We start from the raw sequence: 16818 nt of genomic DNA on the forward strand, positions 1-16818 counted from the left end.
AGGAAAAGAGGGTCAGAAAATGGCTGAGGCAGCTACCCCCAAGACAGGCTCTGTCGGCAGAGTCACACAGGTTATCGGCGCCGTCGTCGACGTTGCTTTCGAAGGCGAACTGCCGAAGATCCTGAACGCGCTGGAAACCAGCAACAACGGCAATCGCCTCGTTCTCGAAATTGCGCAGCACCTTGGCGAAAACGTCGTTCGTACCATCGCGATGGACTCGACCGACGGTCTCGTGCGCGGCCAGGAAGTCACCGACACGGGCTCTCCGATCATGGTTCCCGTCGGCAATGAGACGCTCGGCCGCATCATGAACGTCATCGGTGAGCCGGTCGACGAAGCAGGTCCGCTGGTTACCGCCCACAAGCGCTCCATCCACCAGGATGCGCCGACCTATGTCGAGCAGTCGACGGAAGCGCAGATCCTCGTCACCGGCATCAAGGTCGTCGACCTTCTCGCCCCCTATGCACGCGGTGGCAAGATCGGTCTCTTCGGTGGCGCCGGCGTCGGCAAGACCGTCTTGATCATGGAACTGATCAACAACGTCGCCAAGGCGCATGGTGGTTACTCGGTTTTTGCGGGCGTCGGTGAACGCACCCGCGAAGGCAACGACCTTTACCATGAAATGATCGAATCGAACGTCAACAAGCACGGTGGTGGCGAAGGCTCGAAGGCTGCGCTGGTTTACGGCCAGATGAACGAGCCGCCGGGTGCGCGCGCGCGCGTTGCTCTGACCGGCCTGACGGTCGCCGAACACTTCCGCGACCAGGGCCAGGACGTGTTGTTCTTCGTCGACAACATCTTCCGCTTCACGCAGGCAGGTTCCGAAGTGTCGGCTCTGCTCGGCCGCATCCCGTCGGCGGTCGGCTATCAGCCGACGCTCGCAACCGACATGGGCCAGATGCAGGAGCGCATCACGACGACAACCACCGGCTCGATCACCTCGGTCCAGGCCATTTACGTTCCGGCCGACGACTTGACTGACCCGGCGCCGGCAACTTCGTTCGCTCACTTGGACGCAACGACGGTTCTGTCGCGCTCGATCGCTGAAAAGGGTATCTACCCGGCCGTCGATCCGCTCGACTCCACGTCGCGCATGCTCGACCCGTTGGTCGTCGGCGAAGAGCATTACGAAGTCGCCCGTAAGGTCCAGTCGACGCTGCAGCGTTACAAGGCCCTCCAGGACATCATTGCGATTCTTGGCATGGATGAACTGTCCGAAGAAGACAAGGTTGCCGTCGCCCGCGCCCGCAAGATCGAGCGCTTCCTGTCGCAGCCGTTCTTCGTCGCCGAAGTTTTCACCGGCTCGCCGGGCAAACTGGTTGCTCTTGAAGACACGATCAAGGGCTTCAAGGGCCTCGTCAACGGCGAATATGATCACTTGCCGGAGGCTGCCTTCTATATGGTCGGCTCTATGGACGAAGCTGTCGAGAAGGCCAAGAAGCTCGTAGCTGCTTGATGAGCGACGCGCTAGACGAAATATTCTGCTGCGACTCCCTGAGGGGGGTCGTGGCGGATCTTCCGGAACCAGCTGCTCCCACCGTTTATCGCGCCGATAATGGTGTGCTGATGATGGTGGTAGGTCTTGTCCAGAGCGAGGAAGGCCTCGGTTATCTCGATCAAGCGATACTGCACTGCCCGTTCTGCGGGACAAAATTGCAAGATGCAAAAGCCATAGCCGAGAAGGTAAGTCACTGATGGCTGACAATTTCAACTTTGAGCTCGTTTCACCGGAGCGCCTGCTGCTGTCGGAGATGGTGACTGAGGTCGTCATTCCTGCGACCGAAGGCGAAATGACGGTCATGGCAAACCATGCTCCGACGATGACGACGATCAAGCCTGGTGTCGTAAGCGTGCGATTCGCCTCCGGTAAGAAACAGGACTATGTGGTGTTCGGCGGTTTTGCTGATATCCTGCCGACCGGCTGTACATTGCTTGCTGAATCTGCAGTTCCGGTCGAAGAACTCCAAAAGGACGAGCTGACCCGCCGCATCGAGGCCGCCCGTAGGGAACTCGAACATGCCGAGTTGCACGAGCATAAGTCGAAGCTCGAGCACTTCATCATGGAAATGACGCATCTGAGCGGCATCGTTCAACAGGACTGATCGCAATCGACTATGACGATGAAAGGCGGCTGTAACAGCCGCCTTTTTTGTGTCCGTTCCATCTCTTAGGGGGCGGAAGACAGCGCCATTGGTGGCTTGAAATGAACAAGCGGTCGATATCGCCGCTTTTGCAACGTGCAAAGTTCGTCTCAGAAGCCCGTGCCGCCGCGCAGCTCGATGACGACCGTCCTGAGCAGTATCTTCAGGTCGAGCAGCAGGCTGAAATTCCTGACATAATAGATATCGCAAGCGATGCGGGCGCGGGCTTGCAGCGATCGCGCCGTCGGGCCCCGCCAGCCGCGTGTCTGCGCAAGACCGGTGATGCCGGGGCGCATGATGTGGCGTTGATGGTAGTCCGGCACCAGTTCTTCGTAGAGCTTGCCGGCTGCCCGCATGTTGATAGCGTGGCAGCGCGGGCCGACCAGCGACATCTCGCCCCTGAGGACGTTGAAAAGCTGCGGCAGCTCGTCGATATTGGTCTTGCGGAGCACCGCGCCGATGCTTGTCACCCGGCTGTCGCCCTTGACGGTCTGTTGAACGCCGCTTGGATCACAAGCTTCGGCGCGCATCGACCGGAACTTGAAGACCGTGATCTTCCGGCCGTTCAGCCCCCAGCGGATCTGGCGGAAAAACACCGGACCGCCATCGTCGAGTTTGATGAAAAGAGCGATGGCCAGAAAAAGCGGCGCCAGCACGAGGAGGGCGCTGACTGAGGCGACGATGTCGATCAACCGCTTCATGGCCAGCCGCAACGCCATTTTTCTTTCTACAGGGGAAAAGCTATCCGGCTGGCGAATGTTGGAGTTCGCTATAACCAGGGTCTTGGTTTTGTCCTGACGCTGAGACGGATCGAAGCGTGAATTCGTCTTCGAAGTAAAAGCATTCATTACGCAAGGTCCACAAGTTTAGATGCGATACTGAACAGCAGTGAGACAGATACATGGTCACGTATCGTTTGTCATCGGTATAAATATGAATTTGATAACCCTAAAGACACCAAAAATGGGAGTATTTCGCGTTAACCTTAATGCCTGTAGTTGCACTTCTGGGGAATTTATACTTTGAAAGGAGTAGCCCGATTGGGTAGGCGAGATGTCAGCCGGTTGCCGAAATCGATCGCCGGTTTTTCCAGCAGGAAGTAGCTGAGGCTCGCGACCAGAAGGATGAGCGCCGCCGCCAGCCCGCAAGATTGCAGCCAGCCGGCGACGACATTTTCCGAGGAAAAGCCAAACGAGCCCGGGTCGAGTCTCTGGATCAATATCAGGATGATCTCCTGCCAGATATAGATGCCGAAGGAGATCTTTGCGATGTAGCGGACAGGAGCGTTGTCGAACAGCCTTCCCAGGTGTTGCGAATGGCTGAGCGAAACGAGTGTCGTTGCGACCGCCAGCGGAAAGACCGGAAAACCGTAGGGGATTTCGAGCCAGCCGTAAGCCTCGTCGGAGCCGCCGGGCGATATGACGAGGCGGTAGCCGGCAACCGCGATCGCCAGGAGCGATACAACATCGAACCAGGAGGCGCGCCTTGTTGGGAGCATGACCTCGACGCTCGCGGCAAGCGCGCCGAGCGCGAAGACGGCAAAGAAGCCGATCGGATTATATCTCGGCATCCACTCCTTCGCGCCGCCCTGCAGGCCGTACTGCCAGCCGCGTCCGATGTCGTCGAGCGGAAATAAGGCCAGAATCAGCACATGGGCGAGAAGTACGGCTGCGATGACGCAAAACCAGGCGAAGCGGGCAAACAACGGGCGCCGCCTCAGGAGGGGCAAACGAAATAGCAGGAGAAAGCAGATCGGCAGGAGCACATAGCTGGTGACCTCGAAGGCAATGGACCAGAGCGGCCCGTCGGCTTCGACAGGAAACAAGGTACGCCAATGCCACTGGCTCATGAACAGCAGCCCGGAGACGTAGCGGAGCACAAGCTCCGGCGTCAGCGGCAGGGCAAGCAGCGTCAGGCTGAGAGCGAAGCCGATGGTGGCGGCGAACCAGAAGCCCGGAGCGATGCGCGCCGCCCTGCGGATCGCGTAATGGCGGAGGCTCGGCATGGCGCTACCGGCGTCGAGCGCGCGCCAGAAGGGATGGGCAAGAAGAAAGCCGCTGAGCACGAAGAAGATGGCGACGCCGAAATTGCCGAAGCGGAGGATATGTGCGGTCGGTCCGAGTTCGTCAGGGATTCTGCGCATATCCAGCCGCAGCGCGAAGTGGTGGGCGAGCACCAGCAGACAGGCCGTCGCACGCAGAAAGTCCGCTCCGGCCAGTCTCTCCTGTTGTCGCATCCTGCCTCCCCACCTTGCCCAGAGCATGATGCCGAAAAGTGTGAGCGGTGCTCGGACGACATCATGCACCACTTCCTTGATTTAGATACGGATTCAGCTCTTAGGCCGGAGCGGCCCAAGATCTGAATCCGTGTCTGCGATTTTGCAGCGGAAAGCCGCGACGGGCAAGGCAGGGCTGGGCTCAGTCGAGAAGTTCGTTGGTATAATAGGTGGAAAAGTCCGGCTTCTCCTTGAGTGCGGCGCCATTCGCATCGACCAGAATGCCATTCTCCATCAGGAAGCCGCCGAGGCCCTCGGCCTTTGCCGGGTCGAGCTTACCGATCACGCCGGCCTCGGATTTCAGGAAGTGCCCCTCGATCAATGCCTTTTGAGAAGCCTTTACCAGTTCCGTGTTCATCAGTGCGCCGTTGCTTCCAGAGATCAGCAGCTCGCAGGCTTCGTCGGGATGGTCGACGGAGTAGGCATAACCCTTTCGTGTCGCCTGGATGAAGGCGCGAGCGTGTTCCCGACTTGCGGAGAGATAGGCGTCGCTGGAGACGATGACCGTCGTCTGCTCGTCGGGAATGCCATAATCGGAATAGTGGAAGCGGCCGATCTTCCGGTTTTCCAGTTCGGCGGCGATGCCTTCCCAGGTGTAGATCTCCAGCGTGAAATCGATCGAGCCATTGTCCAGCGCCTCGTAGGCGGAGGTGCCGAGGGTGACGGTCTTGACGTCGCCTTTGCCGCCGTCATTGCGGATCATCGCGGAGATCAGCGCGCTCTCCCAGGTACCGCCAAAGCCGCCATAGGTCTTGCCGTCGAGGTCTTTCGGGCTCTTGATGTCGTCGCGTCCGCCCTTGAAGATCAGGCGTGCGGTTTCCGTCTGGACGACGCCGTAGACCATCTTCACGTCACCGCCGCCAGCGCGCTGCGTGAGGGTCTCGATCTCGCTGCTGATGCCGAAATCGGCGACGCCGTTGGACACCAGCGTTCCGGCGCTGGTGTCGGTGAAGGGAAGAATCTCGACATCGAGCCCGGCATCGGCATAGAAGCCCTTCGCCTTGGCGACATAGATGCCGATATGGTTGGTGTTGGGTGTCCAGTCGAGCGCGATGCGAACCTTTGCGGGCGCCGATTGGGCGAGGGCGGTACGGCCGGCGAGGCTTGCCGCGATGGCGGCGAAGATCGTCTGGCGACGAGTGAGAAGCAGCATGGTGACCTCCTCAGGTCTCTAGAGCATGATGCCGAAAAATGTGAGCGGTTTTCGGACGACATCATGCTCTAACTCTTTAAATCAGAACAGGATTCAGATTTGAGGCCGACTGGCCTAAAATCATCCTGTTCTAGGATGAAGCAGGGTTTGCAGGATTTCGGTTTCGATCGCCTGGGCCGCCGGCGAGCCGAGATCGGCAATGCTTCTCGGGCGGGGCAGGGGAACGCGGAATTCGCGGATGATACGCGCCGGACGGGCCGAAAGCACGTAGATCCGGTCGGAGAGGAACACGGCCTCGCGAACATCATGGGTGATCAGCAGCGCCGTCCAACGGTGTTCGGTCCACATGCCCTGCAGCCATTCCTGGATCTGCGTGCGCGTCAGCGCGTCGAGCGCGCCGAAAGGCTCGTCGAGCAGCAGCATGTCCTGGGTCTGGACGACGGTGCGCAGCAGCGCGGCGCGCTGGCGCATGCCGCCTGACAGTTCGGAGGGATAGTGGTGTTCGAAGCCGGCAAGGCCGAAGCTCTCGAACAGCGGCGCGACGGCGGCGCGGGCCGCGCGGCGGTTCATGCCTTTCACCTCGAGACCGAGTGCCGCATTGTCGATGATCCGGCGCCAGGGCATCAGCGCGTCGCGCTGCGGCATGAAGGCGAAGGAATGCGGCGCCTGTTCCAGCGGCACGCCCTTAAAAAGCATGGTGCCGGCATCGGGGCGCAGTGCCTGGGTCAGCAGTCGCAGCACCGTCGATTTTCCGGAGCCGGACGGGCCGACGATCGAAACGAACTCGCCGTCTGCGACGGCGAGCGAAATATCGCCGAGCACCTTCATGCCGTCGAAGGACTTCGAGATATTGTGCAGTTCAACCATTGTATCGCTCATCGGCGCCGCTCCGCGGTTGGCTGCCAGGGCATGACGAGGCGCTGGATCAATAGCGTCGCTCCGAAGAGGCAGAGTGTCAGAACGGCGCTGATGACGACGGCGGCGAGCACGAGATCGGGACGGAAATTGTTCTTGGCGTTGAGGATATAGATGCCGAGGCCGCGGGCGGCGCCGGCATATTCGGCAAAGATCGCGCCGACGACAGCATAGGTGATCGAGATCCGCAGGCCGGCGAAGAAATAGGGCAGCGAGGAGGGAAGCCGTGCCAGGCGGAAAATGTGCCAGCGGCTCGCCTTCATCGAATTCAGCAATTCGGCGATGTCGCGGTCAGTCGATTCATAGCCCTGCAGCAAGGCGACGAGCAGCGGGAAGAAGGTGACGAGCGCCACCAGCAGGATCTTCGGCAACAGGCCGAAGCCGAACCAGAGGACGACGAGGGGCGCGATCGCCACCAGCGGCAGGGTCTGGCTGGCGATGAAGATCGGCAGCAATGCCCGGCGCATGAAGGGCACGAAATCCATGAGGATCGAGGCGGCGAAGGCGAAGGCCAGCGACAGCGCGAAACCTCCGAGTGTCGCGCCGAGCGTCGGCCAGGTGTTTGATATCAGCGCCTCGCGGTTCAGCCAGCCCTGGATGACGATGCGCGAAGGCGCCGGCAGGATGGAAGGTTTGATACCGGAAAGATCGACATAGAGTTCCCATGCCGCCAAAAAGACGCAGCCGGCCAGCAAGGCGGGTATGCCCCGGTAGAGAGCGGCGCGGAGCGCGGCAAGGCGCGAAGCCGATGGTTGTGGCAGTGTCATCAGCGTTCGATTTCAGGCTTTCGTCGGGCTATTGGCAGACGCCGTGATGTCGAGGGTAACATGTCCCTCGGGGTCGCCGAAGCGATAGAAGGCCTCACGAATGGTTGCGAAGACGGCACCGGCATCGCCAGAAAGCCTGGTGCAGAAATTCTTGGCACGGTCGAAGGTGCCAGAGCGCTTCAGGAAGTCGATGCAGCCATAAATCTCGTCCATATGGGTACCGGTTGCCATGACGTAGAGCGAGAATTGCGCAGCGGTCGGCTGGCCGGTCTCGGTGGTGGTTTCAACGGCGGCAAGTGCGGCTGTTATGCGCTCGGCAAGCGGCTCCGCCTGACCGAGGGAGGGGTTGACGCCGCAGATGACGTCGTCGGGCTCGCCGGGGCAGCCGCGTGAAACGGCGGCTGACAGGACGCAATGCTCGCCGGTCTTTGCGGCGGCGACGAAAAGATCGTGCATGGCGGCGAAGAGAATGTCAGGCGGGCCGACCAGCAGTGTGGAGATGTCATCGGTCTCGATGCGCAGCCGGTCGCGATAGGGGTCGAGCGCCTTGACGGCATCAAGAATGATGCCGACGAAATTGCCGGACATCGGATAGAGTGACACCTGTGCGCCTGAGAACATCTGAACCTCGCTCCGCTGGCATTACCCAGATCAGCTTTGAAGGGTCCAGAGGCTGGCACCTCACATCTCAGCCCCGGCGATACGGAGCTCCCCTGTTATTTGCGCGGAAACTATCACCGGGGTTTCCTCCCCGCAACAGCAAAATTGCGAACCCGTCTGCGCGGTCGGGATGGACCTGATGCGACGGGAAACACCCGGACGGAGGTCCTGTCCGGGTGTTCCCAATGGTTCCGTACCTGCCGGGAACGGAACCGGAGCTCTCTGCCTCAGGCGGCTAGCGCATAACCCCGAAAATCGGAATCGATTTTCGGAAAGGATTATGCGCAGATTCAAAGTAATAGAGCGTCCTTAGCGCGTCCGAAAAGACGCGCGGCGCTCTGTGTCGGTATAGGGACGATCGCTGCGGGCAGTGACGAGCGCCTGCGTCCACCATTCCAGCCTCGCCATCATCCGATCGAGCAAACGCATTGCGTCGGCGGGATTGTCGAGCCGCCCGTCTGTGTCGAAGCGGTTCCAAGGTGCGGCAAAGCTGACCGAATCGCGGATCGTCACGGCGTGGAGTTCGGCAAAGACGAGCCGCAGTTGTTCGACGGCGCGCAGGCCGCCAGATATGCCGCCATAGGAAACGAAGGCGACCGGCTTGCCCTGCCAGGGCTCGAAGAAGAAATCGATGATCGACTTCAACGAGGCGGTGAAGCTGTGATTGTATTCCGGCGTGACGATGATGAAGGCGTCGGCCATGCCAAGCCGTCCGGCGAGCCTGTCGATTTCGGGGTGCGTCATGTCACGGTTGGCCGGCAGCGCGAAATCCAGCGGGTCGATGATGTCGATATCAAATTGCGGGAAGCGGACGAGCTCCTGCGTCAGCCATTTGACCACCCGGTCGCAGATGCGGCCCTCTCTCGTGCTCCCATAGATGACAGCCAGCCTGGTGGGTGTTTTCACGCGTCGCTCCTTGTTGCGATTGGACTTTACGATTGCAGGAGCCAAGGTTATAAAACCTCAACTAATATTGAGGTCAAGAGGTGATGGATACAATTCCTGCGGCGCCGCTCGGCAAGCTCCTGACGGTCGGTGAAGTGGCAGAGCGCAGCGGCCTGGCCGTCTCGGCGCTGCATTTTTACGAGACCAAGGGGCTGATCTCGAGCATCCGCTCCCGCGGCAACCAGCGGCGCTATGGCCGCGATGTGCTGCGCCGGCTCGGCATCATCAAGGTGGCGCAGCGTGTTGGCATTCCGCTTTCGGAAATCCAGGCGGCGTTCGAGTCCCTGCCGCAGGGACGCACGCCGACCGTCGCCGACTGGCAGACGCTGTCGGCGCGCTGGAAGGATGATCTCGACGCGCGAATCAGGCGGCTTAGCCTGCTGCGCGACCGTCTGACAGGTTGCATCGGCTGCGGCTGCCTGTCGATCGAAAGCTGTCCGTTGCGCAATCCCTGCGACCGGCTCGGCAGGGAGGGGCCAGGCGCGCGGCTTCTGGAGACCGAAAACTAAAAGGCTGGAACTTCTTGGGAAGAGCAGTTTCCGGGGCGAGACCAAGTCTCTCCCGGAAAGATCGATGCACGCCTTTCTTTCGGTCGGCGTGCTCATATGTTAAGGGCGAGTGACGCAACCGGCGGCACTGTCCGCGAGGAGGACGGCTTCGTGTTTCATCCCAGACTGTTCGAAAATCGCAATGTGGTCGTGACCGGCGCCGGTCGCGGCATCGGCCTTGAAGTGGCCCGGCAGTTCCTGGACTGCGGCGCGAAAGTAATCGTCCATACCGGGCGCAAGCCGGGACGCGACCTCCCGGATTTCCTGCTGACGGCTGAATCCGAAAGACGGGCGCTGCTGCTGCATGCCGATTTCTCCGCGGTCGGTGGGGCAGCGCAATTTGCTGAAGATGCTCTCGCCTTCTTCGACAGGGTCGATGTGCTCGTCAACAATGCCGGCACCATGCTTGGTCGGTTTCCCGCTGCGACGCTCACCGACGCAGAATATGAGGCGGTCGTGCGGCTCAACCAGACATCGGTGGTGGCGCTGACGCGCGCGCTGCTGCCGGCATTGAAGGCGGCTGAAGGCGCTGCCATCGTCAACACGGTTTCGATTTCGGCGCTGACCGGCGGCAGCCCCGGTTCCTCGATCTATTCGGCCTCGAAAGCCTTCGTTGCGACCTATTCCAAGGCGCTTGCCCGTGAGCTTGCACCGGACGGAATCCGCGTCAATTGCGTATCGCCAGGAACGATCGAGACGGAATTCCATGAGCGCTATTCTTCCCGCGAAAAGCTGGAGCAGACGAGAAAATCCATCCCCCTGCAACGGCTCGGCACGGCGGAGGACTGCGCTCCCGCCTATCTGTTCCTGGCGGCTCCCTCGCTCTCGGGCTACATCACCGGACAGGTGATCGAGATCAACGGCGGTCAGCTTATCTGCTGATTTGTTTGGACCTTTTTTGGCATTTCATCACTTTTGACCAATTCGCTTGTGCGAATATGCTATTGTGCTGATCTACCTCATCGCCTCCCTTCCGAGATAATACCGAATGCCGTTGCCCAAACCCGAGCCGGGGATGACCGGCCAGGAATTGCACAAACTCGCTGGAAAAGCCCACGAAGCGAGCGATCTGCTGAAAGCGCTAGCGCACCAGACCCGACTTCTGATCCTCTGCATACTGGCGAACGAGGAGCGGACGGTGAGTGAAATCGAGAACATCCTCGGCATACAGCAGGCCATGGTCTCGCAGCAGCTGGCGCGTTTAAGGCTCGAAGGCCTGGTCCATACGCGCCGTCAGGGCAGGCTGGTCTATTACAGCATCGGCAATGTCAGCGTGCTTGCCTTCCTCGAATCGCTGTTCGATCTTTTTCCCGCTGCAGAAAACAGTTAGCGATCGCCCTTGCGGAGCACGGCTGCTGCGTCAAAGATGAACTGACCCGGATGATGTGATGCCGGATCGGGAGACCGGATGATCGACAAGCTGGAATTCTTCATCGCCCTTGCCAACGAAAAGCATTTTGGCCGCGCCGCGGAGGAGTGCGGGATCTCGCAGCCGACGCTTTCGGCTGCCATCCGGCAGCTCGAGGATCAGCTTGGCGTCATGCTGGTGCAGCGCGGTTCGCGGTTCCAGGGGCTGACGCCGGAAGGGCAGCGCGTGCTCGAATGGGCGCGACGCATCGTCGGCGATGCCCGCACCATGCGCGAAGAGATGCGCGCCGCGCGCCGCGGCCTTTCCGGCCACATCCGCCTCGCCGCTATTCCGACCGCGCTCGCCATGCTTTCGCGCATTACTACGCCTTTTCAGGAGCGGCATCCCGGCGTGACCTTTTCGATCGTCTCGCGGAATTCGCTGCAGGTGCTGAGCATGCTCGAAAACCTCGAAATCGATGCCGGCATCACCTATCTCGAAAACGAGCCGCTCGGCCGCGTCACGACCGTTCCCCTCTATGCCGAGCGCTATAATCTGATCACTGCTGCAGGCAGTCCGCTATCCGATCGCGACAACGTGACCTGGCGGGAGATCGGCGATCTTCGGCTTTGTCTATTGACTGCCGACATGCAGAACCGTCGGATCATCAACCGCCACTTGACCGAAGCAGGCGCCACAGCGCATCCGACGCTCGAATCCAACTCGATGATCGTGCTGTTCTCGCATGTCAGGACTGGACGCTGGGCGAGCATCATGCCGCGCAATGTGGCCAAATCCTTTGGATTCCCAGTGGAAATTCGCATGATCCCGATCGTCGAGCCGGAGGCGCATCATCTGGTCGGCCTTGTTGCGCCTTATCGCGAGCCCTTTACGCCGCTTGTATCGGCCTTGCTGCACGAGGCGAGGGTGCTCGTGCAAGACGAAGAACTCTGATAGAAAAAACCTATCAAGCAACGAGATAGCTTTATTGATCGCCGGCTGCTTCCCTGAAATGGTAGTTCCGGAATAGCACTCGGCCGGGGGAGGCCCGCTATTCCGCAACGAGCAAGCCGCCGGGAGGGCTGCCTTATGACCATTCATATCGCCGAAGGCGATATTGCAGCGCGCACCCGAGCCATCGTCGCCGATCTTCGATTTCTCGAAGGGCCGCTGCTTCCCATTCTGCACGAGGTTCAGCAGGAATTCGGCTATGTGCCGCAGGAAGCCATGCCCGTCATCGCGGAGGAATTGAACCTCTCGCGTGCCGAGGTGCATGGCGTGGTGACCTTCTATCACGATTATCGCGACCATCCCGCCGGCCGGCACGTGCTGAAGCTCTGTCGCGCCGAAGCCTGTCAGTCGATGGGTGGCGACGCGCTGGCCGAGCGCGTCAAGGCGCTGCTCGGCATTGATTTTCATCAGACGACGCTCGATGGCGGCGTGACGCTGGAGCCGGTCTACTGTCTCGGGCTCTGCGCCTGCGCGCCGGCGGTGATGCTCGACGGCGAGCTCTATGGCCGGGTCGACGATCAGACGGCGGCGGAACTCGTCGCGGAGGTACGTCGATGACGGTGAGGATATATGTTCCGCGCGATGCCGCAGCGCTGGCGCTCGGGGCCGAAAAGGTGGCAAAGGCGATTGCCCAGGAGATCGCCGCCCGCGGCTTCGATGCCGAGATCGTGCGCAACGGCTCGCGCGGAATGTTCTGGCTGGAGCCGCTGGTCGAGATCGAGGTAGCCGGAAAGCGCATCGGCTATGGACCCGTGAAGTCCAAGGATGTGGCTGATCTGTTCGATGCCGGGATGATTGATGGAGCCGAGCATCGACTCTGTCTCGGGGAGGTTGAAGACCTCCCGTTCCTCAAGGAGCAAACTCGCCTGACCTTCGCCCGTTGCGGCGTCACCGATCCGCTTTCGCTGGCGGATTACGAGGCGCATGGCGGTCTTGCCGGCCTTCGCCGCGCCGTTTCGATGACATCAGCCGAAATCGTCAAGGAAGTCACCGATTCCGGCCTGCGCGGACGCGGCGGCGCCGGCTTTCCCACAGGCATCAAGTGGAAGACCGTTCTCGACGCCGCCGGCGAACGCAAATATATCGTCTGCAATGCCGATGAGGGCGACAGCGGCACTTTTGCCGACCGGATGATCATGGAGGGCGATCCCTTCGTGTTGATCGAGGGCATGGCGATATCAGGGCTGGCGACCGGGGCGACCAAGGGTTTCGTCTATACGCGTTCGGAATATCCGCATGCGATCGCTGTCATGACCGAGGCCGTCGGCCTCGCGCGCCAGGCCGGTATCCTCGGACCATCGGTGCTCGGATCCGGCCGCGCCTTCGATATCGAGGTGCGCACCGGCGCCGGCGCCTATGTCTGCGGTGAGGAGACGGCGCTGCTGAACAGCCTCGAGGGCAAGCGCGGCATCGTGCGCGCCAAGCCGCCGCTGCCGGCGCATAAGGGGCTGTTTAACTGTCCGACCGTCATCAACAACGTGATCTCGCTGGCTTCGGTGCCCGTTATCATGGAAAAGGGTGCGGCCTTCTACCGCGATTTCGGCATGGGCCGCTCACGCGGCACCATCCCGCTGCAGATTGCGGGCAATGTCAGATATGGCGGCCTCTTTGAGACGGCCTTTGGTCTTTCGCTCGGAGATATCGTCGACAAGATCGGTGGCGGTACAGTGACGGGACGGCCGGTCAAAGCCGTGCAGGTCGGCGGACCGCTCGGCGCCTATTTCCCGCGGGCGCTGTTCGACACGCCGTTCGATTACGAATCCTTCGCCGCCAAGGACGGGCTTATCGGCCATGCCGGCATCGTCGTTTTCGACGAAACGGCCGATATGCTGAAGCAGGCGCGTTTCGCGATGGAATTCTGCGCCGTCGAAAGCTGCGGCAAGTGCACGCCCTGCCGCATCGGCTCGACGCGCGGCGTCGAGACGGCCGATAAGATCGCCCGCGGTATCGAGCCGGAGAAGAACCGGGTGTTGCTTGCCGATCTCTGCAACACGATGAAGTTCGGCTCGCTCTGTGCGCTGGGTGGTTTCACGCCCTATCCCGTCATGAGCGCCATGACGCATTTCCCGGAGGATTTTTCGCCGGCACCTCTGGTGGAGGCGGCGGAATGACGAGTTTTTCATGGAACGCCTGCGCTGACGTCACCATCTCAAGCAAGGAGACCAATCATGTCTCTCATCCATGAAATCGACTACGGCACCCCTGCTTCGAAGTCCGAGGCCATGGTGACGCTCACCATCGACGGACAGCAGATCAGCGTGCCGGAGGGCACCTCCATCATGCGCGCCTCGATGGAGGCCGGCATCAAGGTGCCGAAGCTCTGTGCCACCGATATGGTCGACGCTTTCGGCTCCTGCCGGCTCTGCCTCGTCGAGATCGAGGGTCGCAACGGCACACCCTCCTCCTGCACGACGCCGGTGGCGGCAAACATGGTGGTGCACACGCAGACGGGGCGGCTGAAGGATATCCGCCGCGGCGTGATGGAACTCTATATTTCCGACCATCCGCTCGACTGTCTCACCTGCGCAGCCAACGGCGATTGCGAATTGCAGGACATGGCGGGCGCCGTCGGCCTGCGCGATGTGCGCTACGGCTATGAGGGCGACAACCACGTCAAGGCGCGCAGCAATGGCGACATCAATCTGAAATGGATGCCGAAGGACGAATCCAATCCCTACTTCACCTATGATCCCTCCAAGTGCATCGTCTGTTCGCGCTGCGTGCGCGCCTGCGAGGAAGTACAGGGCACCTTCGCGCTGACGATCGAGGGCCGTGGCTTCGGCTCACGCGTTTCGCCCGGCATGCACGAGCATTTCATCGATTCCGAATGCGTGTCCTGCGGCGCCTGCGTCCAGGCCTGCCCGACGGCGACGCTGACGGAGAAATCGGTGATCCAGATCGGCCAGCCGGAGCATTCGGCCGTGACCACCTGCGCCTATTGCGGCGTCGGCTGTTCTTTCAAGGCGGAGATGCGCGGCGAGGAACTGGTGCGCATGGTGCCGTGGAAGGACGGTCAGGCCAATCGCGGCCATTCCTGCGTCAAGGGCCGCTTCGCCTATGGCTATTCCACCCACAAGGACCGCATCCTCAATCCGATGATCCGCGAAAAGGTCAGCGATCCCTGGCGGGAAGTCAGCTGGGACGAAGCCTTCGCGCATGTGGCGATGGAGTTCCGCCGCATCCAGTATCAATACGGCCGCGAGGCGATTGGCGGCATCACCTCGTCGCGCTGCACCAATGAGGAAACTTATCTGGTGCAGAAGCTGATCCGCGCCGGCTTCGGCAACAACAATGTCGATACCTGCGCCCGCGTCTGCCATTCGCCGACCGGCTACGGCCTCGGCCAGACGTTCGGCACCTCGGCGGGCACGCAGGATTTCGACAGCGTCGAGCATTCGGATGTCGTCGTCGTCATCGGCGCCAATCCGACCGACGGGCATCCGGTGTTCGGCTCGCGGCTGAAGAAGCGGCTGCGCCAGGGCGCCAAGCTCATCGTCATCGATCCGCGCCGCACCGATATCGTCCGCTCGCCGCATATCGAGGCCTCGTATCACCTGCCGCTGAAGCCCGGCACCAATGTCGCGGTCATGACGGCGCTGGCGCATGTGATCGTCACCGAAGGCCTCTTTGACGAGGCGTTCATCCGCGAGCGCTGCGACTGGTCGGAGTTCGAGGATTGGGCGGCCTTTGTCGCCGAACCGCAGCACAGTCCCGAGCAGACCGAGATCTTCACCGGCGTGCCGGCGGCGGATCTGCGCGGCGCGGCAAGGCTCTATGCCAAGGGCGGCAACGGTGCGATCTATTACGGCCTCGGCGTCACCGAGCACAGCCAGGGCTCGACCACGGTCATCGCGATCGCCAACCTGGCTATGGCGACCGGCAATATCGGCCGTCCCGGCGTCGGTGTGAACCCGCTGCGCGGCCAGAACAATGTGCAGGGCTCCTGCGACATGGGTTCCTTCCCGCACGAACTGCCGGGCTACCGGCACATTTCCGACGATGCGACGCGTGACATCTTCGAAAAGCTCTGGGGCGTGAAGCTCAACAACGAACCGGGCCTGCGTATTCCGAACATGCTGGACGCGGCAGTCGACGGCTCCTTCAAGGGCATCTACATCCAGGGTGAAGACATCCTGCAGTCCGATCCCGATACCAAACATGTCGCAGCCGGGCTTGCGGCGATGGAATGCGTCGTCGTGCAGGATCTGTTCCTCAACGAGACCGCCAATTACGCCCATGTCTTCCTGCCGGGCTCGACCTTCCTGGAGAAGGACGGCACCTTCACCAATGCGGAGCGCCGCATCAACCGCGTGCGCAAGGTGATGTCGCCGCGCAACGGCTATGGCGACTGGGAAGTGACGCAGAAGCTTGCCCAGGCGATGGGGCTCGACTGGCATTATACCCATCCGTCGGAGATCATGGACGAGATCGCTGCGACGACGCCGAGTTTCGCGATGGTCTCCTACGACTATCTCGATAAAATGGGCTCGGTGCAGTGGCCCTGCAACGAGAAGAACCCGCTCGGCTCACCGATCATGCATGTCAATGGCTTCGTGCGCGGCAAGGGCAAGTTCATCCGCACCGAATATGTAGCGACCGACGAGCGTACCGGTCCGCGCTTCCCGCTGCTGCTGACAACCGGCCGCATCCTCAGCCAGTACAATGTCGGGGCGCAGACGCGGCGGACCGAGAATGTCATCTGGCACGCGGAAGACCGGCTGGAAATCCATCCACACGATGCCGAACAGCGCGGCGTTCGCGACGGCGACTGGGTGAAACTCGGCAGCCGCTCCGGCGACACTACGCTCAGGGCGCTGATCACCGATCGCGTCGCGCCGGGTGTCGTTTATACGACCTTTCATCATCCCAATACGCAGGCGAACGTCATCACCACCGATTTCTCCGACTGGGCGACGAACTGCCCGGAATACAAGGTGACGGCGGTGCAGGTCTCGCCCTCCAACGGGCCGAGTGAATGGCAGCTGGAATATGACGAGCAGGCGCGGCAATCACGCCGCATCGCTGGCAAGCTCGAGGCAGCGGAGTGAGAATGCA

The 16818-nt window shown here is 61.2% G+C and carries 16 protein-coding genes, 1 pseudogene and 1 riboswitch; of the genes and pseudogenes, 10 read left to right on the forward strand and 7 right to left on the reverse strand.

The annotated features are described in order from the left end of the window. The first annotated feature begins 19 nt into the window (after positions 1 to 19). Genes atpD through AC1D2N_RS21865 form a run of 3 tightly spaced genes read left to right on the forward strand, consistent with a single transcriptional unit; the run spans position 20 to position 2102 of the window. A complete protein-coding gene (gene atpD / locus AC1D2N_RS21855) occupies positions 20 to 1456 on the forward strand; it encodes a F0F1 ATP synthase subunit beta (protein WP_018243854.1) in 1437 nt (478 codons plus the stop codon). Then, a complete protein-coding gene (locus AC1D2N_RS21860) occupies positions 1456 to 1695 on the forward strand; it encodes a hypothetical protein (RefSeq protein ID WP_018243853.1) in 240 nt (79 codons plus the stop codon). Before atpD ends, AC1D2N_RS21860 begins: the two co-directional genes overlap by 1 nt. Then, positions 1695 to 2102 carry a F0F1 ATP synthase subunit epsilon gene (locus AC1D2N_RS21865; RefSeq protein WP_018243852.1) on the forward strand — a complete coding sequence of 136 codons (408 nt, stop codon included), beginning with the start codon at positions 1695 to 1697 and terminating at the stop codon, positions 2100 to 2102. The genes AC1D2N_RS21860 and AC1D2N_RS21865 overlap by 1 nt, the downstream gene beginning before the upstream one ends. A 149-nt stretch (positions 2103 to 2251) precedes the next feature. Here the strand turns inward: AC1D2N_RS21865 and AC1D2N_RS21870 are convergent, their stop codons facing one another. From AC1D2N_RS21870 to AC1D2N_RS21900, 7 genes and pseudogenes are all read right to left on the reverse strand, one after another. After that, positions 2252 to 2989, reverse strand: a complete 738-nt coding sequence (locus tag AC1D2N_RS21870; RefSeq protein ID WP_018243851.1) for a sugar transferase — start codon at positions 2987 to 2989, stop codon at positions 2252 to 2254. A 167-nt stretch (positions 2990 to 3156) separates the two neighbouring features. Continuing rightward, on the reverse strand, positions 3157 to 4377 hold the full coding sequence (locus AC1D2N_RS21875) for an acyltransferase family protein (RefSeq protein WP_130653189.1): 1221 nt from the start codon (positions 4375 to 4377) through the stop codon (positions 3157 to 3159). A gap of 181 nt (positions 4378 to 4558) precedes the next feature. Next, entirely contained in the window at positions 4559 to 5569 is a 1011-nt protein-coding gene (locus tag AC1D2N_RS21880) for an ABC transporter substrate-binding protein (RefSeq protein ID WP_018243849.1), read from the reverse strand. A 68-nt stretch (positions 5570 to 5637) separates the two neighbouring features. Beyond that, positions 5638 to 6448, reverse strand: a pseudogene (locus AC1D2N_RS21885) (ABC transporter ATP-binding protein). Beyond that, positions 6445 to 7251, reverse strand: coding sequence for an ABC transporter permease (locus tag AC1D2N_RS21890; RefSeq protein WP_130653188.1), 807 nt, complete (start codon positions 7249 to 7251; stop codon positions 6445 to 6447). The pseudogene AC1D2N_RS21885 and the gene AC1D2N_RS21890 overlap by 4 nt, the downstream one beginning before the upstream one ends. Before the next feature lie 12 nt (positions 7252 to 7263). Next, positions 7264 to 7872, reverse strand: coding sequence for a YkoF family thiamine/hydroxymethylpyrimidine-binding protein (locus tag AC1D2N_RS21895; RefSeq protein ID WP_130653187.1), 609 nt, complete (start codon positions 7870 to 7872; stop codon positions 7264 to 7266). Further along, a riboswitch (TPP riboswitch) is annotated at positions 7863 to 7976 on the reverse strand. Its footprint overlaps the gene before it by 10 nt. Positions 7977 to 8220: 244 nt before the next feature. Next, on the reverse strand, positions 8221 to 8817 hold the full coding sequence (locus tag AC1D2N_RS21900; protein ID WP_028734244.1) for an NADPH-dependent FMN reductase: 597 nt from the start codon (positions 8815 to 8817) through the stop codon (positions 8221 to 8223). A gap of 83 nt (positions 8818 to 8900) precedes the next feature. Here AC1D2N_RS21900 and soxR point away from each other — a divergent pair, with 83 nt between their 5' ends. The 7 genes from soxR (at position 8901) to fdhF (ending at position 16811) form a co-directional block, all read left to right on the forward strand. Then, entirely contained in the window at positions 8901 to 9365 is a 465-nt protein-coding gene (soxR, locus tag AC1D2N_RS21905) for a redox-sensitive transcriptional activator SoxR (protein WP_028734245.1), read from the forward strand. 150 nt (positions 9366 to 9515) lie between these two features. Beyond that, entirely contained in the window at positions 9516 to 10286 is a 771-nt protein-coding gene (locus tag AC1D2N_RS21910) for an SDR family NAD(P)-dependent oxidoreductase (RefSeq protein WP_018517248.1), read from the forward strand. Positions 10287 to 10392: 106 nt separating this feature from the next. Next, on the forward strand, positions 10393 to 10734 hold the full coding sequence (locus AC1D2N_RS21915; protein WP_018069028.1) for an ArsR/SmtB family transcription factor: 342 nt from the start codon (positions 10393 to 10395) through the stop codon (positions 10732 to 10734). A 78-nt stretch (positions 10735 to 10812) separates the two neighbouring features. After that, positions 10813 to 11706 carry a LysR family transcriptional regulator gene (locus tag AC1D2N_RS21920; RefSeq protein WP_003543441.1) on the forward strand — a complete coding sequence of 298 codons (894 nt, stop codon included), beginning with the start codon at positions 10813 to 10815 and terminating at the stop codon, positions 11704 to 11706. A 135-nt stretch (positions 11707 to 11841) separates the two neighbouring features. Further along, positions 11842 to 12321, forward strand: coding sequence for a formate dehydrogenase subunit gamma (locus tag AC1D2N_RS21925; protein WP_064649762.1), 480 nt, complete (start codon positions 11842 to 11844; stop codon positions 12319 to 12321). Next, complete coding sequence (locus tag AC1D2N_RS21930; RefSeq protein WP_130653186.1) at positions 12318 to 13874, forward strand: formate dehydrogenase beta subunit; 1557 nt, start codon at positions 12318 to 12320, stop codon at positions 13872 to 13874. Before AC1D2N_RS21925 ends, AC1D2N_RS21930 begins: the two co-directional genes overlap by 4 nt. Before the next feature lie 57 nt (positions 13875 to 13931). Beyond that, a complete protein-coding gene (fdhF, locus tag AC1D2N_RS21935) occupies positions 13932 to 16811 on the forward strand; it encodes a formate dehydrogenase subunit alpha (protein ID WP_112905423.1) in 2880 nt (959 codons plus the stop codon). Positions 16812 to 16818 lie beyond the last annotated feature (7 nt).

It is taken from the genome of Rhizobium sp. P1_B8 (assembly GCF_056406515.1).